Origin of the sequence: Pseudomonas sichuanensis, from assembly GCF_024749065.1 — a bacterium.
Lineage (GTDB): Bacteria > Pseudomonadota > Gammaproteobacteria > Pseudomonadales > Pseudomonadaceae > Aquipseudomonas > Aquipseudomonas sichuanensis.
Window position 1 is genome coordinate 2,320,197 of the sequence record NZ_CP087185.1, and the last position, 18,224, is coordinate 2,338,420.

Annotated in this window: 7 protein-coding genes; 2 read left to right on the forward strand and 5 right to left on the reverse strand. The window is 64.8% G+C overall.

Going from position 1 to position 18,224, the window contains the following annotated elements:
• Positions 1–8 precede the first annotated feature (8 nt).
• Positions 9–1,751 carry a type I secretion system permease/ATPase gene (locus tag LOY51_RS10810; RefSeq protein WP_125858263.1) on the reverse strand — a complete coding sequence of 581 codons (1,743 nt, stop codon included), beginning with the start codon at positions 1,749–1,751 and terminating at the stop codon, positions 9–11.
• 652 nt (positions 1,752–2,403) lie between these two features.
• Here LOY51_RS10810 and LOY51_RS10815 point away from each other — a divergent pair.
• Complete coding sequence (locus tag LOY51_RS10815) at positions 2,404–13,230, forward strand: peroxidase family protein (RefSeq protein ID WP_258646132.1); 10,827 nt, start codon at positions 2,404–2,406, stop codon at positions 13,228–13,230.
• Positions 13,231–13,397: 167 nt separating this feature from the next.
• On the opposite strand, the gene LOY51_RS10820 is transcribed toward LOY51_RS10815, so the two are convergent.
• A complete protein-coding gene (locus LOY51_RS10820; RefSeq protein ID WP_258646133.1) occupies positions 13,398–13,853 on the reverse strand; it encodes a VOC family protein in 456 nt (151 codons plus the stop codon).
• 49 nt (positions 13,854–13,902) lie between these two features.
• Complete coding sequence (locus LOY51_RS10825; protein WP_258646134.1) at positions 13,903–14,526, reverse strand: tetratricopeptide repeat protein; 624 nt, start codon at positions 14,524–14,526, stop codon at positions 13,903–13,905.
• Between the two features lie 302 nt (positions 14,527–14,828).
• Here LOY51_RS10825 and LOY51_RS10830 point away from each other — a divergent pair, with 302 nt between their 5' ends.
• Positions 14,829–15,197: an SMI1/KNR4 family protein gene (locus LOY51_RS10830; RefSeq protein ID WP_110995221.1), complete on the forward strand. Its 369-nt coding sequence runs from the start codon at positions 14,829–14,831 to the stop codon at positions 15,195–15,197.
• Positions 15,198–15,718: 521 nt separating this feature from the next.
• Here LOY51_RS10830 and LOY51_RS10835 read toward each other — a convergent pair.
• Positions 15,719–16,852, reverse strand: coding sequence for an aminotransferase class V-fold PLP-dependent enzyme (locus LOY51_RS10835; protein ID WP_125858269.1), 1,134 nt, complete (start codon positions 16,850–16,852; stop codon positions 15,719–15,721).
• A gap of 106 nt (positions 16,853–16,958) precedes the next feature.
• A complete protein-coding gene (locus tag LOY51_RS10840) occupies positions 16,959–18,038 on the reverse strand; it encodes an alpha/beta hydrolase family protein (protein WP_258646137.1) in 1,080 nt (359 codons plus the stop codon).
• Positions 18,039–18,224 lie beyond the last annotated feature (186 nt).

The window sequence follows — 18,224 nt, forward strand, 5'->3', positions numbered from 1 at the left end:
ATGATCTGTCACTCCCGTGCCTTGACCGAGGCCAGTGGGGTCGGTGCCGCCGCGCCTGCCGGCATCACGCTGGCCTTGCGCAGCGCGGCGAACACTTCGTCGCGGCTGCCGAGCATCTGCACGGTGCCGTCGCGCAGCATCAGCACCTTGTCGACGGCGCACAGCACATTGGGCCGGTGCGAAACCAGGATCACCGTCGCACCGCGGGCCTTGAGCTCGGCCATGGCGTCCACCAGGGCTTTTTCGCCGAGGTCGTCGAGGTTGGCGTTGGGCTCGTCCAGCACGATCAGGCTGGGCTCGCCATACAGCGCGCGGGCCAGGGCGATGCGTTGCTTCTGGCCACCAGACAGCGGGCTGCCGTCGTTGCCCAGGCGGGTGTCGTAGCCCTGGGGCAGGCGCAGGATCATCTCGTGTACGCCGCTGATTTTGGCGGCGCGGATCACCGCGTCACTGTCCACATCGCCAAACCGCGCGATGTTGTCGGCGATGCTGCCTTCGAACAGCTCCACGTCCTGGGGCAGGTAGCCGAGCCAGGGGCCCAGCTCGGCCTTGTTCCAGGTGAACAGGTCGGCGCCGTCCAGGCGCACCTTGCCGGCCTGGGTAGGCCATACGCCGACCAGCAGGCGGGCGAGGGTGGACTTGCCCGAGGCGGATGGGCCGATGATGCCGAGGCTTTCGCCCGGCGTAAGGCTGAAGCTCACCCCACGCAGGATGGTGTTGCCGGTGCCGGGGGCGCCGGCAAACACATTCTCCACCGCGAGCATGCCCTGCGGGCGCTGCAGCGACATGCTCGGTGGCCGCTTTGGGTAGTCGTGCAACAGCGCGTTGAGCCGGCCCCAGGCCAGGCGGCAGGCGAGCAGTTGCTTCCACGAGGCGATCACCTGTTCCACCGGGGCCAAGGCGCGGCCGGTGAGGATCGAGCAGGCGATCATCATCCCCGGGGTGATCTTGCCTTCGATCGCCAGCAGCGCGCCGCTGCCGAGGATCAGCGACTGCAGGGTGATGCGCACGAAGCGCCCGGTGCTGCTGATCAGCGCGGCACGGTCGGAGGCCAGGGTCTGCATCTGCAGGATGCGCAGGTGGCCCTTGAACCAGCGCTGGCTGATGGCCGGCAGCATGCCCATGGCCTCGATCACCTCGGCGTTGCGCAGGTTGTTGTTGGCGTAGTTGGCCGACGACAGCGCCGCCTGGTTGGCTTCGGCCAGCGGCTGGTGGGTGGCCTTTTCGGTGAGCCAGGCCAGGCCTACCAGGATCATCGAGCCGATCAGCGTGACCAGCCCCAGCAGCGGGTGGATCAGGTAGGCGACCAGCAGGTAGATCGGCGTCCAGGGGGCGTCGAAGAAGGCGAACAGGCCATTGCCGGTGAGGAACTGACGCAGTTGCGCCAGGTCCTGCAGGGCCTGGCCGGGGCTGCCGCCGGCGCGGCTGAGGTTGCGCTCGAAGGCGGCGCTGAAGGTGCGCCGGTTGAGCGCCATGTCCAGGCAGTTGCCCACCCGGATCAGCACCCGGGTGCGCAGCATCTCCAGGGTGGACATCAGCAGGAACAGGCCCACCACCAGCACCGTCAGCATGGCCAGGGTGGTGACGTTGCGGCTGACCAGTGCGCGGTCGTAGACCTGCAGCATGTACACGGCAGGTGTCAACATCATGACGTTAATCACCCCACTGAACCCTGCCAGGGCATAGAAACTGCGTCGCAATTGAAACAGTGCGTCGGCGAGCTCGGAGCGGGTGGATGTGTGCTTGGGCATGAGGCCTCCCTCCAGAAAACCGGGTGCTCTTGCGGCAGCCCAGGTAGCAGTAGGTGTGGAAGCAGATTGGCACGCAGGCTGGTCGCTCTTTTGGCGGGTAATCCGAACACGCTGCAGTGCCCCACAAGCAGGAGCGTAGGTTGTGAGAAATATTTTGTAATACGTTTTTGCTCTATAGATTCCTCGCAAATCTCATTAAAAACAGCCAGTTGAGAATGATTAGCGGGATCCAATCTTTTTTATCGACGTAATATTGACAATTTTTTTGCCTACAACTTTAGTCTTATTCAGTTCGTCGGAACTTTGCCCGAAGCCCTGTTGTCGCCACGGCCCCGCGAGCCCCCGCTGACATTCCTGTGGGAGCAGAACATGACCAGCCCTCTGTTCTTGTACCGAGTGAATGGGCTCTACAGGACGTTATCCCCCACCTCTCGTAGTCACGGCCCACCCAGGGCCTGGGTCCGTCGCGCCTGAGCGCCCGACGAACCTGAACCTGTGCGAACTCCAGGCACGTAGCCCGCCAGGCGGGTAACGGTTTTGCGCGCCCTGTTTCGCGCCAAGAAAACGCTGCAAACCGTGCACGCCTATGAACGGGCGCGACGGGCGCCTGCGCCCCGCGCTCGCCCCCCATACCGATCGAGGTCAACCGAAAATGGCCAATTTCAGCAAGTCCGACCTGGAGTTCATCCTCAAGCAGATCTTCATCGCCGAAGCCCATGCCAAGGGCGCCAGCCTTATCGAGTTGCTGCCCAACAGCCAGGTGCCGTTCGGCCTGCGCACCGTCGACGGCAGCTACAACAACCTGGTGGCTGGGCAGAGCGAGTTCGGCGCCGCCGACAATTCGTTCCTGCGCCTGCTCGATGCCCAGTACCGCGCGGCCTACGCCGCCAGCGGCACGGTGGTCGACTCGCAGCCGCGCACCATCAGCAACCTGATCGTCGACCAGACCGCGCACAACCCGGCGGCGGTCGAGGCCAATGGCGGCGCCGCACCGGTGATCAGCCCCGGCGTGGACGGCGTATTCGGCACTGCCGACGATAAAGAAGTGTTCTTCATCCCCAACGAGTCACCGGATGCCGGCCTGACCGCTGGCTTCAACTCCTGGATGACGTTCTTCGGCCAGTTCTTCGACCACGGCCTGGACCTGGTCACCAAGACCAGCAGCGCCATCGTGTTCATTCCGCTGCAGCCGGACGACCCGTTGTACGTGCCGGGCGGGCAGACCAACTTCATGGTGCTGCCGCGCGCGGTACACACTGCCGGCGCCGATGGCGTGCTCGGCACCGCAGACGATGGCCAGCTCAACACCACCTCGCCGTTCGTCGACCAGAGCCAGACCTACAGTTCGCACCCCTCGCACCAGGTGTTCCTGCGCGAATACACCCTCGATGCCGGCGGCGACCCGGTGGCCACCGGCCGCTTGATCACCAACCGCGACCTGGGCGCCGACGGCAAGTTCGGCACCGCCGACGATGGCAGTGGCGAGAACGGCGGCATGGCCACCTGGGCGGTGGTCAAGGCCCAGGCCCGCGACATCCTTGGCATCAACCTGACCGACGCCAACGTGCACAACGTGCCGCTGCTGGCCACCGATGCCTATGGCAACTTCATCAAGGGCCCCAACGGCATGCCGCAGGTGGTGATCCGCATCGGCAATGGCGCCGACGGCATCGCGGGTACCGCCGATGACCTGACCCAGCTGGTCGAAGGCAACCGCGCCGCGCCGATCAGCCTGGCCAATGCGGTGAGCACCGGCCATGGCTTCCTCGACGACATCGCCCACAACGCCGAGCCGGTCTCGATCGGTGGCGTGCTGCAGGCCGATACCGACAACAGCATCGGCAACGCCCAGACCCCAGGCCCGGGCGGCAGCAACCTGACCTACGACAACGAACTGCTCGACGCCCACTACATCGCCGGCGACGGCCGCGCCAACGAGAACATCGGCCTGACCGCCGTGCACCATGTGTTCCACTCCGAGCATAACCGCCTGGTGCAGCAGTCGAAGGACACCATCCTCGCCTCGGGCGACCTGGCCTTCCTCAACCAATGGCTGGTGGACGATGTGGCCGCACTGCCGACCACGCCGGCCCAGGTGGCCGCCCTGGTATGGGATGGCGAGCGGCTGTTCCAGGCCGCCAAGTTCGGCACCGAGATGCAATACCAGCACCTGGTGTTCGAGGAGTTCGCCCGCACCATCCAGCCGCAGGTGGACGAGTTCCTCGCCCCCAACGGTTACGACACCTCGATCAACCCGGCGATCCTCGCCGAGTTCGCCCACGTGGTGTACCGCTTCGGCCACTCGATGCTGACCGAGACCGTCGACCGCTTCGACCCCGCGTTCAACCCGGTGCTCAGCGACCCGAACAATCCCGACCAGCAACTGGGCCTGATTGCCGCCTTCCTCAACCCGCTGGCCTTCGCCGGCAGCGGCGCCACCGCCGACGAAGCGGCCGGGGCGATCATCCGCGGCGTGACCCGCCAACTGGGCAACGAGATCGACGAATTCGTCACCGAGGCGCTGCGCAACAACCTGCTGGGCTTGCCGCTGGACCTGCCGGCGCTGAACCTGGCCCGTGGCCGTGACACCGGCATCCCCAGCCTCAACCAGGCGCGCCGCGAGTTCTACCATTCCACCGGCGATAGCCAGCTCAAGCCGTACATCAGCTGGGTCGACTTCGCCGAGCACCTCAAGCACCCGGCCTCGCTGGTCAACTTCATCGCCGCCTATGGCAGCCACAGCAGCATCACCTCGGCGACCACCCTGGAAGACAAACGCGCCGCCGCCCTGGCGCTGGTGTTCGGCGGCACTGGTGCACCGGGCGACCGCCTGGACTTCCTCAACGGCACCGGGGCCTGGGCCAACGTCACCCTGGCCGGCAAGGACGGCGTGATGAACAGCGCCGACGACGTCAGTGGCGTGACCATCACCGGCGTCGACAGCATCGACTTCTGGGTCGGTGGCCTGGCCGAGCAGAAAATGCCCTTCGGCGGCATGCTCGGCTCAAGCTTCAACTTCGTCTTCGAAACCCAGCTCGAAGCGCTGCAGAACGGCGACCGCTTCTATTACCTGTCGCGCACCGCGGGCCTGAACTTCGGCACTGAGCTGGAGAACAACTCGTTCGCCAAGCTGATCATGCTCAACACCGATGTCACCCACCTGTCCAACACGGTGTTCCTCACCCCGACCTTCACCCTGGAGGTCAACCAGGCCAACCAGTACACCGGCCTTGGCGCAGACGGCCGTGCCGACCCCACCGGCGGGCTGATGATCAACGGCGTCGAGATCGTGCCGCTGGTGATCCGCGACAACCCCGACACCGTGGGCGGCGACAGCAACTTCCTGCACTACACCGGTGAGGACCATGTGGTGCTCGGCGGCACCGCGGGCGACGACATCATCATTTCCGGCGAAGGCGACGACACCCTGTATGGCGACGGCGGCAACGACCGCCTTGAGGGCGGTGCCGGCAACGATGCGGTGCTGGGTGGCGCGGGCGACGACATCATCACCGACTCGTTCGGCGACAACCGCCTGGAAGGCAACGCCGGCAACGACGTGATCATTGCCGGCAGCATGCTGGCCGCCGGCAACCTGATCCTCGGCGGCGACGGCCAGGACTTCATCGTCACCACCGAAGACATCACCACCACCTTCGGCGGCCAGGGCGACGACTTCATCCTCGGCGCCAAGACCAACCTGCCGCCCACCGGCAACGAAGGCGACGACTGGATCGAGAAGGGCACCCAGGACGGCGCGCCGGGCGACAACTTCGCGCCCCTGCTCACCGATGATGTGGTTGGCAACGACATCTTCGTCGGCGGTGGCGGCTTCGATGAAATGATCGGCGAGGGCGGCGACGACATCTTTGTCGGCAGCGATGCCCAGGACAAGATGGACGGCATGTCCGGTTTCGACTGGATCACCTACAAGAACGACCAGGTGGGCGTCACCGCCGACCTGAGCCTGGCCGCGCTGGCCCAGCCCCATGGCAACGCGCCGAACCAGAACGCCGGGGTGTTCAACCCGGTCGGCGCCTCGCCGGCCTCGATCCTCGACCGCTTCGCCGAAGTGGAGGGGTTGTCCGGTTCGAAGTTCGCCGACGTGCTCAAGGGCGATGACGTGGATGCGGTGACCATCCTCAACCACGGCGGCGCCACCGGCGGTGCATTGACCAACGTCCAGCTGATCCGTGGGCTGCAGCAGTTCCTGGCCGATGCCGGGCTGCCGACCACCGGGTTTGCCACCGGCAACATCATCCTTGGCGGTAACGGCAGTGACCTGATCGAAGGCCGTGGCGGCGATGACCTGATCGACGGCGACAAGTGGATCAACGTGCGCATCGCGGTGTATGCCCCGGGCGACGTCAACCACACCGGCCCCGAGATCGCCAGCTTCGACAGCATGGTCGACATGATCCCGTTCATGCTCGACCGCACCTACAACCCCGGCCAGCTCAAGGCGGTGCGTGAGATCCTGCCCGGCACCTCCAGCGGTGGCGCGGCCTTCGACACGGCGATCTTCTCCGGGCTGCAGAGCGAGTACCAGGTCACCCAGAACGACCGTGGCACCGCCGACACGGCGGATGACGTATGGACCGTGGCCGACAGCGTGGCCGGCCGCGACGGCACCGACACCCTGCTGCACATCGAGCGCCTGCAGTTCGCCGACGGCCAGCGCGTGCTGGTGCCGGGGGCGAATGCGCAACCGACCGGCAGCCCGACCATCACCGACGGCAACGGTGGCGCGATCACCGTGGGCGACACTCTCACCGTGAGCGTGGCCGGGGTGCGCGATGCCAACAACATCGGCGCCGGCAACCCGCTGGGTACCTTGGCCAACAGCTCGGTCTCGTACTACTGGCAGTTCGAGGCCGACCCGGGCAGTGGCGTGTTCCAGGACATCATCCTGCTGCCGGCCGGCGACCTGGCATTCCAGAGCGCCGACGGCACGGCGTTCAAGGTCTCGCCGGACCTTGCCGGGCTGTCGCTGCGGGTCAAGGCGATCTACCAGGATGGCCACGGCACCACCGAAATCCTGTTCTCCCAGCCCACCACAGTGGTGGAGCCCGGCGCGCCGGTCGTGCCCACGGCGCCAACCCCGGTGGTGGATGCCGCCGACGGCGGCGCCGGCCTGCACATGGTGCGCTCGGACCTCAACTTCATCCTCGCGCAGATCAAGATCGCCGAGGCCGACGCGGCCGGGCAGGACATCCTCTCGCTGATCCCCAACATCCGCGCGCCGCTGGGCCTGCGTGCGGTCGATGGCTCGAACAACAACCTGATGAACCTCAACGGCAACAACCACACCGAATACGGTGCCGCCGACAATGTGTTCCCACGCCTGAGCGACCCGGTGTTCAATTCGGCCGAAGGCGCCCCGGCCGGCTTCTTTGGTCCAAATTCCCCGGCCAGCCCTGCGACCTCGTACCAGCAGACCAGCGGCAACGTATTCGACTCGCAGCCGCGCACCATCAGCAACCTGATCGTCGACCAGACCTCGAACAACCCGGCCGCCTACGCCACCGCCTATGACCCCGGTGCCAACGGCCACCTCGACTTTGGCGCGCCGGGCAGTGACGACGTGCTCAAGGATGGCGTGCGCATCGTCGCCAGCCCCGGCCTGGATGGCCAGTTCGGCACCAATGACGACCACGACGTGTATCTGTTCGAGAACACCGCGCCGGATGCCGGCCTGTCCGCGCCGTTCAACGCCTGGATGACCTTCTTCGGGCAGTTCTTCGACCACGGCCTCGACCTGGTGACCAAGGGCGGTTCGGGCACCATCTTCATCCCGCTGCAGGCGGACGACCCGCTGTACGTGCCGGGCGGGCATTCCAACTTCATGGTGCTGACCCGCGCCACCAACCTGCCCGGCGCCGACGGCGTGCTGGGCACCGCCGACGATATCCACGAACACACCAACACCACCACGCCGTTCGTCGACCAGAACCAGACCTACAGCTCGCACCCGTCGCACCAGGTGTTCCTGCGCGGCTACCAGCTGACCGACGATGGCCCGATCGCCACCGGCCGCTTGATCACCAACCGTGACCTGGGCGCCGACGGCAAGTACGGCACCGGCGACGACAGCGAGATTGGCGGCATGGCCACCTGGAAAGTGGTCAAGGCCCAGGCCAACGATGTGCTGGGCATCCACCTCACCGACGCCGACGTGGACAACGTGCCGTTGCTGGCCACCGACGCCTACGGCAATTTCATCAAAGGGCCCAACGGCTACCCGATGGTGGTGATGAAGGGGAGTGACGGCCTGGGCGGCACCGCCGACGACGTGCTGGTCGAAGGCAACCCGCTGGCACCGATCGACCTGAGCAATGCCGTGCGCACCGGCCACCAGTTCCTTGCCGACATCGCCCACAGCGCCGTGCCGGTGTTCAGCGGCGGCGTGCTGGCGCCGGATGCCGGCGATGCGATTGGCAACGCCGTGCCGTTCAACCCGCAGACCGGTGCCAACACCGCCTACGACAACGAACTGCTCGACGCCCACTACATCGCCGGTGACGGCCGGGTCAACGAGAACATCGGCCTGACCGCCGTGCATGCGATCTTCCACGCCGAGCACAACCGGCTGGTGGCGCAGACCAAGGACACCGTGCTCGACTCCCACGATGTGGCCTTCATCAACGAGTGGCTGCTCGACCCGGTGGCGGCGTTGCCTGCCACCCAGGCCGAGATCGACGCGCTGGTATGGAACGGCGAGCGGCTGTTCCAGGCCGCCAAGTTCGGCACCGAGATGCAGTACCAGCACCTGGTGTTCGAGGAGTTCGCCCGCACCATCCAGCCGCGGGTCGACCTGTTCTTCGCCCCGACCCAGGTGTATGACGTCGACCTCGATGCCTCGATCGTCGCCGAGTTCGCGCACACCGTGTACCGCTTCGGCCACTCGATGCTGACCGAAACGGTCGACCGCTTCGACGTCGACTTCAAGGTGATCGGCGACCCGGCCAGCGCCAACCCCGACCAGCAGATGGGCCTGATCGCGGCGTTCCTCAACCCGCTGGCCTATGCCGCCAGTGGCGTGACACCCGAAGAGGCGACCAGTGCCATCGTGCGCGGGGTGACCCGCCAGGCCGGCAACGAGATCGACGAGTTCGTCACCGAGGCGCTGCGCAACAACCTGCTGGGCCTGCCGCTGGACCTGCCGGCGATCAACATCGCCCGGGGCCGCGATGTCGGCATCCCGTCGCTCAACGCCCTGCGCCGCGACATCTATGGCCAGACCGGTGACACTCAGCTCAAGCCGTACACCAGCTGGGTCGACCTGGTGCAGCACCTCAAGCACCCGGAATCGCTGATCAACTTCATCGCCGCCTATGGCACCCACGCCAGCATCACCGCAGCCACCACCCTCGAGGGCAAGCGTGACGCCGCCATGGCCCTGGTGTTCGGTGGCAGTGGTGCGCCCAGCGACCGCCTGGACTTCCTCAACGGCAGCGGTGACTGGGCCAACGTGACCAAGGCCGGCAAGGATGGCGTGCTGGGCACCGCCGACGACCTCAAGGGGGTGACCATCACCGGGGTGGATGCCATCGACCTGTGGATCGGCGGCCTGGCCGAAGCGAAGACGCCGTTCGGCGGCATGCTCGGCAGCACCTTCAACTTCGTGTTCGAGAACCAGCTGGAGAAACTGCAGGACGGTGACCGCTTCTATTACCTGGAACGCACCGCCGGCCTGTCGATGAACGCCGAGCTGGAAAGCAACTCGTTCGCCAAGCTGATCATGGCCAACACCTCGGCTACTCACCTGCCGGGCCTGGTGTTCTCCGACCCTGGCTTCTACCTGGAAGTGGACCGCTCCAAGCAGTACAACGACGGCCTGGGCAACGCCGACCCGCTGGACGATAACGGCCATCAGGTGGTGTTCCGCGACAACCCGCTGACCGCCGGCCCCGACGGCAACTACATCCGCTACACCGGTGACGAGCACATCGTGCTCGGCGGCACCAACGGCGATGACATCCTCATCGCCAGCGAGGGCGACGACACGGTGTGGGGCGATGCCGGCAACGACCGGATCGACGGTGGCGACGGCAACGACCAGCTGCGCGGTGGTGCCGGTGACGACATCATCAGCGACACCGGCGGCGACGATAACATCCAGGGCGGCGACGGCAACGATGTGCTGCACGGCGGCAACGGCATCAACCTGATCATCGGCGGCTTCGGCAACGACTTCATCGTCACCGGCGAGGATGCCAGTGAAGCCATCGGCGGCCAGGGCAACGACTTCATCCTGGGCAGCAAGGCCAACGAGCAGGACATGGGCAACGAAGGCGACGACTGGATCGAGAAGGGCACCTCGGACGGGGCGCCCGGCGACAACTTCGACCCGCTCGGCAACGACCCGATCATCGGCAACGACGTGTTCATCGGCGGCAACGAGAACGACAAGTTCAACGGTGAAGGCGGCGACGACATCATGGTTGGCAGCCTTGGCTTCGGCGACCGCTACATCGGCGGCTCAGGCTATGACTGGGCGACCTTCAAGGACCTGGCTCAGGGCGTTTCCATCGACTACAGCGACCGCTTCTTCGATGTGCCGCTGGTGCCGGGCTCGGGCGCTTCGGCGCTGGTGCGCTTCGACATCATGGAAGGCCTGTCGGGCTCGGTCCATGGCGACTTCCTGCGCGGCGACAACGAGGATGCCACCTCGCTGCCCACCGCCGGGGCCACCGGCAGCGTGCTGACCAACATCGGCCTGATCAACGGCCTGGTCGACCTGCTGGCGGCCGGCGCGACCTTCTATGATGGCGGCAACATCATCCTGGGCGGCAGCGGCAGCGACCTGATCGAGGGTCGCGGCGGCGACGACATCCTCGACGGTGACAAGTGGCTGAACGTACGCATCAGCGTGCGCGCCAACCACGACGGAACCGGCCCGGAAATCGCCACCTTCGACAGCATGGAGCCGATGGTGCCGCTGATGCTCAACGGCACCTACAACCCCGGGCAGCTGGTGATCGTGCGGGAGATCCTCAGTGGCGACAACAGCTACGACACCGCGGTGTTCAGCGGCATCGCCACCGACTACCGCATCAGCATCGAGGGCGACACGGTCATCGTCACCGATACCGTGGTGGGCCGTGACGGCGTGGACCGCCTGACCGGCATCGAACGCCTGCAGTTTGCCGACAGCGCCCAGGCCTCGGGTGTGGGGACCGCCGTCAACAATGGCCCTGCGGGCCACCTGGCGATCCTCGATGACGCCAGCGGCGCGCGGGCCGATGCGCCGGTGGCCGGCCAGTTGCTGCGGGTGAGCAACCGTGGCGTGCACGACGCCGACAACGTCGGCGCAGGCAACGCCAGCGGCGCGGTGACTGGGCCGGTGGCCTACTACTGGCAGGTCGAGACCATCCCCGGCACCGGTGTCTATGAAGACATCACCTTTGTCGCCGCCGGCGAAGTGTCGCGGGCGACCGGCAGCACCTACCGGGTGGCGGACGATGTGGCGGGGCTGAACATCCGCGTGCGGGCGGTGTACCAGGACGCCAAGGGCACGCTGGAAATCGTCGACTCCTCGGCCAACAGCGCCCCCAGCGCAGGGCCGACCGTGACCGGGCTGGCGGCGCAGAATCAGGTGCTCACCGCGAACCTTGCGGCCATCGTCGACGCCGATGGCCTGAGCAACCCGCAGTTCAGCGTGCAGTGGCAGTCGAACGTGGGCGTGGGCTGGGTGAACATCGCCGGCGCCACCGGCACCAGCTTCACCCTTGGCCAGGCCCAGGTCGGCCAGCAGATACGCGTGCTGGTGCATTACGTGGATGACTTCGGCGTGGCCGAGGTGGCGACCTCCGACCCGACGCTGCCGGTGCTCAACGTCAACGACGCGCCAACCGGCGCGGTGCTGATCAGCGACACCACGCCGGACCAGGGCCAGACCCTGACCGCGCTGACCGGCAGCATCGCCGACCTCGACGGCCTGGGCGCCTTCAGCTTCCAGTGGCAGCAGGGGCTGGGCGGCAACTTCAACGACATCGCCGGCGCCACGACGGCCAGCTTCACCCCGGGCCTGGCCCAGGGCAATCAGCAACTGCGGGTGATCGTGCGCTACACCGACGGCTTCGGCAAACAGGAGGTGGTGACCTCGGCGGCCACGGCAGCGGTGGCGGTGATACCGGGCATCGTGCTGCAAGGCACCAACGCGGCCAACACCCTCAACGGCACGGTGGGCAACGATGTGCTGCTGGGCCTGGGCGGCAACGACACGCTCAATGGCCTGGCCGGGTTCGACCAGTTGTTCGGCGGTGTCGGTAACGATACGCTTAACGGCGGCGACGGTGACGACGTGCTCAATGGCGAGGACGGCAACGATGTCCTCAACGGCGGGCTTGGCGCCGACACCATGAACGGCGGTGCCGGCAACGACACCTTCGTGGTCGACAACCTCGGCGACAGCGTCACCGAAGCGGCCGGCGGCGGTGTCGACCTGGTGCAGACCAGCCTGGCCAGCTACCTGTTGGGCAACGAGATCGAGAACCTGACCTACACCGGCAGCGCCAACTTCACCGGTACCGGCAACGCGCAGGCCAACACCATCACTGGCGGCAGCGGCAACGACACGCTCAATGGCGGTGCGGGTGATGACCGGCTGGTGGGCGGCGCCGGCAACGATACCTACGTGATCGATGCCGGCAACGATGTGGTGGTCGAGGCCGCCGGCGGTGGTATCGATACCGTGCGCACCTCGCTGGCCAGCTACGCGCTGACCGCCAACGTCGAGAACCTGACCTACACCGGCGTGGGCAACTTCATAGGCTTGGGCAACGACCTCGCCAACGTCATCAGCGGCGGTGCCGGCAACGACACCCTCACTGGTGCCGGTGGCGACGATACCCTCAACGGCAACGCCGGCAACGACACGCTCAATGGCGACGCCGGCAACGACCAGCTGTTCGGCGGCCTCGGCAACGACACCCTCAACGGCGGTGGCAACAATGACACCCTCGATGGCGGTGCCGGCGACGATGCGCTAAACGGCGGCAATGGCGATGACACCTTGCTGGGTGGGGTGGGCAACGACAACCTCGATGGCGGCGTGGGTGTCGACCGGCTGGAGGGCGGTGACGGCAACGACACCGTGCTCGGTGGTGGCGGTAACGACACCTTGCTGGGCGGGGCCGGCGATGACTTCATCGATGGCGGCGCGGGCAACGACACGGTCACCGGCGGGGCCGGCAACGACTCGCTGGTGGCGCTCGACGGCAACGATGTCTTCGTGTTCGCCGCAGGCTTCGGCACCGACCAGGTGTTCGGCTTCGATGCCGCCCCGGCAGGCGGCCAGGACCGGCTGGACATCTCGGCGATGAACATCACGGCGGCGACCTTTGCCGCCAACGTGACCATCGCCGATGTGGGGGCCGATACCCTGGTCAGCTTCGCCGGTGCCACCGACACCATCCGCCTGGTGGGGGTAGGGGATGCGACCAGTGTGACGGCGGCGGACTTCCTGCTGACGTGAGAAGGCGCGGGAGAACAGGGATGTACTCCTGAACGACTTGGGCTGCTGCGCAGCCCATCGCCGGCAAGCCGGCTCCCACAGGTACAGCGCATGTCTTGAGATCGGCGCTTGTGGGAGCCGGCTTGCCGGCGATGGGCCGCACGGCGGCCCTACTGCAGGTTGTGGTATCAGGCAAACGCCCCTTCGATGAACGCCTCCAACGCCTGCGCCTCGATGATCTCGATGGAAAAATGCCCAAAGCGCTTGGGCAACCAGATGATCCGCGCCCCGGCCGGCGATTGCAGGTCACTGCGTGCCAGCGGCTGGCCGTTTTCGTTCTCTGGCTGTACGCCGTTGGCCAGCAACTGGTCGTAGGCCACTTCGATGTCCGGCGTCGAGTAGCAATGGCGGTAGATCATGCCTTCGACGTGCTCGTCCAGCAGCACCTTGAGGTTGCCCGCCAGCGGTTGCACCAGCATGAACCGCTCCTGGCCCATGCGGGCGATGGCGTAGCGCACGTGCAGGCCGCCGCGTTCCCACACCTGGGTGGTGGAAATCTCGGCGCCGAGGATTTGCTGATAGTAGGCGCAGGCTGGTTCGAGCTGGTTGACCAGTACATCCACGTGGCTGAACGTGAGTTGCATCGTGACACTCCCCTGGCTGAGGGGGTGGAGCATAACCCAGCCTATGGGTTCAATGGCGGACCAGGTACGCGCCCAATGGCACCCGGCCTTTGAGTTTCTTGCATTTCACCGGTGCGGGTTGATGGCCTGGCGGGCGGTCGGGGAACCAGATGCGGCATTTGCCGGGAGGTGGGCGAAAACCTCGCGGTATCTCGTTCGGCTCGCTGCCCAGAGCGGCAACAGGTTGCAGCGGTGGCGCGGGTGGCCTCGCGGCGATAGCGTCCTGCACGGGAACCGTCACCGCCCTGGTTGGCACAACGCCTGTGCGCTGGGCGGTCTGTGCCGCTGCGATCAATTGCAGGTTGCGGTTGCGCAACGCCTGGTTGGCGCCTACCCGCAGGTTGGAGCGGGCCGCCAGGGTTTCGGCCTGCTGGAACTGGCCCTGTTGGAGACGTAATACCCCGAGGTAGTGCAGGGTGGCGGGATTGTTCGGCTGGATTTGCAGGGCACGCTCCAGGGTTGCTGCCGCCTGATCCGGATGGCCATCGGCGTACTGCTGCGAGGCGGTTTCGATCAGTTGGGTAGAGGCGTTGTTGCTTCTGGCGGTGGCGGAGCGGTCGCTGGCCAGGGTGTAGGGCGATGTTGTTGCACTGAGCAATAGCAGCAAGGTCGACAGCGTGCGGGGGCTTGGCATCAGGGATGGTCTAAACAAGGGGCAGGCTGCCGGTTGGGGTAGGGACTGGGCAGGCAGACTGGGCTGTCTGACCGGTTGGATACAGAGACCTTATAGACAGTGCGGGAAGGATGAAGTTCGGGCTTGCAAGGGTCGTTCAGGTGGGTTTGCGATTGGCTGCTTTCGACTGTGAATGGCCGATAGCACAGGCTTAATCGAGTGCATTGTTCCTGTGAGCCAATCTGCGTCTTTCGGTCCGAAATGAGTTAGGGTGCTTGAGTCAGCAGGCTTAAACGCCACCCATTAGGACGTGGATCAAATAAATGTCAGTAGACCCTTTCCGTATACCTACAGACGCCGATATCGCAGAAGCTGAACGCGTACTCAAGTTTCGCTTTCCAGATCAATATGTCCGCTTCTTGAAGGAAGGTAGTAACGTCGAAAATGCCGTGCTGGATGCAGCGTTGATAGTGAGAGGCTGTAGCTACTTGGATATATTCGAAATCTCAGCGTTTGCTTGGGACCACGCAGGTGTACCACGTGATTGGCTACCTTTCATTGAAGACAATGGTGACTACTTTCTAATTTCAGAATCTGGCGCTGTTCGATACTGGTCGCATAATGGAAGCACAGATGAGCATTGGCCTTCATTCTCTGCATGGTTTCAACAAGTCTGCATAGAATGCCGGTAGCAATGATATTTCGCTGTGTCTTGTTTTTACCCTTTGCTGTCCTGGGCGAAAGGCAGCTTTGGGTCGAAGGCAGCCCGTGACGAGTGTCTACCTCCGACCCGTAGCTGACAGTCATGCCAGAGGTGATCTCTGTGGGAGCGGGTTTATCGAGGCGTCGAACCGCCGCGAACACGGGCGAAGCCTGTGCCACCCTCCGCGTCGCCTGCTTCGCGGGTAAACCCGCTCCCACAAGGTTCGCGCCAGCCTCGAAAAATGAGCATGAGCAGCACCATCGCAATGGCAGCTTTGGGTCGAATGCAGCCATTCACGACCGGCAGCCAACGACCCAAAGCTGCCGGTGAGCCCAACAGTAGTTTTCGTGGGCGCGGGCTTGCCCCGCGAACACGGGCGTAGCCCGTGCCAGGCTGCTCCTTTTCATGGGCCGGCCTCTTCGCGGGGCAAGCCCGCTCCCACAGAATCACTGCCAGCTTCACCCTCACCCTCACCCTCACCCTCAGCCGTGCAGCAGCCCAGAGCAGGGCTTAGTCCCCCATCACTTCACCCAGCGCCTGCTCAAGAGTGCTGACCGTGCGCTCGATATTATTCAGTTTTTCGAGCCCGAACAGGCCGATACGGAAGGTCTGGAAGTCGGCCGGTTCGTCACATTGCAACGGCACGCCGGCAGCTATCTGCAGGCCGTGCGCAGCAAACTTCTTACCGCTCTTGATATCGGCATCATCGGTGTAGCTCACCACCACACCCGGGGCCTGAAACCCGGCCGCAGCCACGCTTTTGATGCCTTTGCCGGTCAACATGGCACGTACCCGATCGCCCAGTGCCCACTGTTCGTCGCGGAGCTTGTCGAAACCGCTGGCTTGCATCTCGTTCATCACCTCGTTGAATCGCGCCAGCGCATCGCTGGGCATGGTCGCATGGTAGGCATGCCCGCCCTGTTCGTAGGCCTGCATGATCTGCAGCCACTTTTTCAGGTCGCAGGCAAAGCTGCTGCTTTGCGTGTGCTCGATGCGCTCGAGGGCCAAAGCACTGAGCATCACCAGGGCGCAGCACGGGGAGGCGCTCCAGCCTTTCTGCGGTGCGCTGATCAGCAGGTCGACGGCGCACTTGTGCATATCGACCCAAAGCGTGCCTGAGGCGATGCAGTCCAGCACGAACAGGCCGCCCACCGCATGCACGGCGTCGCCGACGGCCCGCAGATAATCGTCGGGCAGGATGATCCCGGATGAGGTTTCAACGTGGGGGGCAAAGACAATCTGCGGCTTGTGCGTCTCGATGGCCGCCAGCACTTCGTCCAGCGGTGGGGGCGCGTAGGCAGCCTGGCGGCCCGTGTCGACCGGCCGGGCTTTGAGCACCGTGGTGGCCGCCGGGATGTTGCCCATTTCAAGGATCTGGCTCCAGCGATAACTGAACCAGCCGTTGCGGATCACCAGGCATTGCTGGCCGGTGGCGAACTGCCGCGCTACCGATTCCATGCCGAAGGTACCGCTGCCCGGCACTATCGCAACAGCCTGGGCGTTATAGACCTGCTTCAGGGTCTTGGAGATGTTCCTCATCACCCCTTGAAACGTCTGCGACATGTGATTGAGCGAGCGGTCGGTATAGACCACCGAGTACTCGACCAGCCCCTGAGGATCAACACTGGGATAAAGCTTCGACATGCGGTGACTCCTTTACCAGAGATGTCATTGGTATGGACCCGGTACCAAGCCCTGGCAAATGACAAGATTGATTAGTGCTGGACGTTCAAGTTAGCAGTCTGGCAGCTCAGATTCCTGTGGGGGCGCGAATCACCAGGCTGTCTTTCTTGTAGCCAGGTGATTGTTCAAGAAAAGCCGTGATCAGCGACGCAACGTGCTGCTGAATAGCATCCCGCGCACGGCCGTTCTCGCCATCCCGGCAAATGACGCCATCCCCCGGTACTTCTGCCTCGAGCACTGACTGCGCGCCTGGTTTGCAGATCGACATGAAGGTGAAATGGCTGGCGTCGCTGATCTCGACGTAACGACTGGACGCCGCAGGCAGGCGTTTGGCCAGGTTGGCCGACTCCAGTTCAGCGGGAAGTTCACGCGACGGTACGCCCGCTGCGATCACCAGGGCGGGTATCGGCAGGGCGGCCAGGCTTTTATCGGTCAGCCCCCGGGAGAGGCCCAGGTCCAGAGTGACCACGGCCGTGACGCGTTGGTCGCGCCAATCGGCGCCCAACGCAGCCTTGGACTCTGTGGAGCCTGCAGGTTTCATCTTTGCGTAAACGGTGCAACTGGCTAACTCTGGATGGGTGTTGCAGTCCTGTTCGAAGCGCTCTGGGTCGAAGCGCGCCCCGGCGATCTCCAGGGCGGTCCAGCCGCCGAGCGAGTGGCCCACGGCTGCAATTCGGCCATCGGCGACCGCACCGAATTGTTCAGGTTGAGCGACGACTGCATCGATGGCCCGACCCAGATCAAGAGGGCGCTGCCATAACTGCGCCGCTGCCTGCGGGCTGCGGTCATGGGTCGTGCTGCCAGGGTGATTGACTGCGGCGACGATATAGCCTTTGCGAGCCAGGGCACTGGCCAGCCAGACCTGATTGCGCCAGTTGCCCTGGTAGCCATGGGACAACACCACCAACGGATGTTTACCGGCAGCAGGCGGCGCGTCAGGCATGGCAGACGCACCGACAAACACCGGATTGTCGCCGATCAGTTGCGTGGCGGTGGTCGCTGTGCTTGGGTACCAGACAACCATCTCCAGTGGGCGGGCATTGTGCGGATCCGCCAGCGTGGACGATCTCCAGCCGACGGAATGCTCGTCGGCCAATGCACTGGTCGTCAGCCAAGCCAACAACAATGCGCTGATAGCTGCTTTCAATGTCTTCTCTTCCTTGATTGGACGTGTGCGTGGCACTTGGGCCTGGTGTCGGGCGCTTTCACCTTCCATGGGCACCCAGGATGGGCATTAAAGCCCAGAGCCCTCTCATCGATCTAGGGTCTGTGTGAAAAGTCTTGAGACGAAGGTCAGGCAAGGCGAAAACAGCCGAGGAAGCGGAGTTTACGG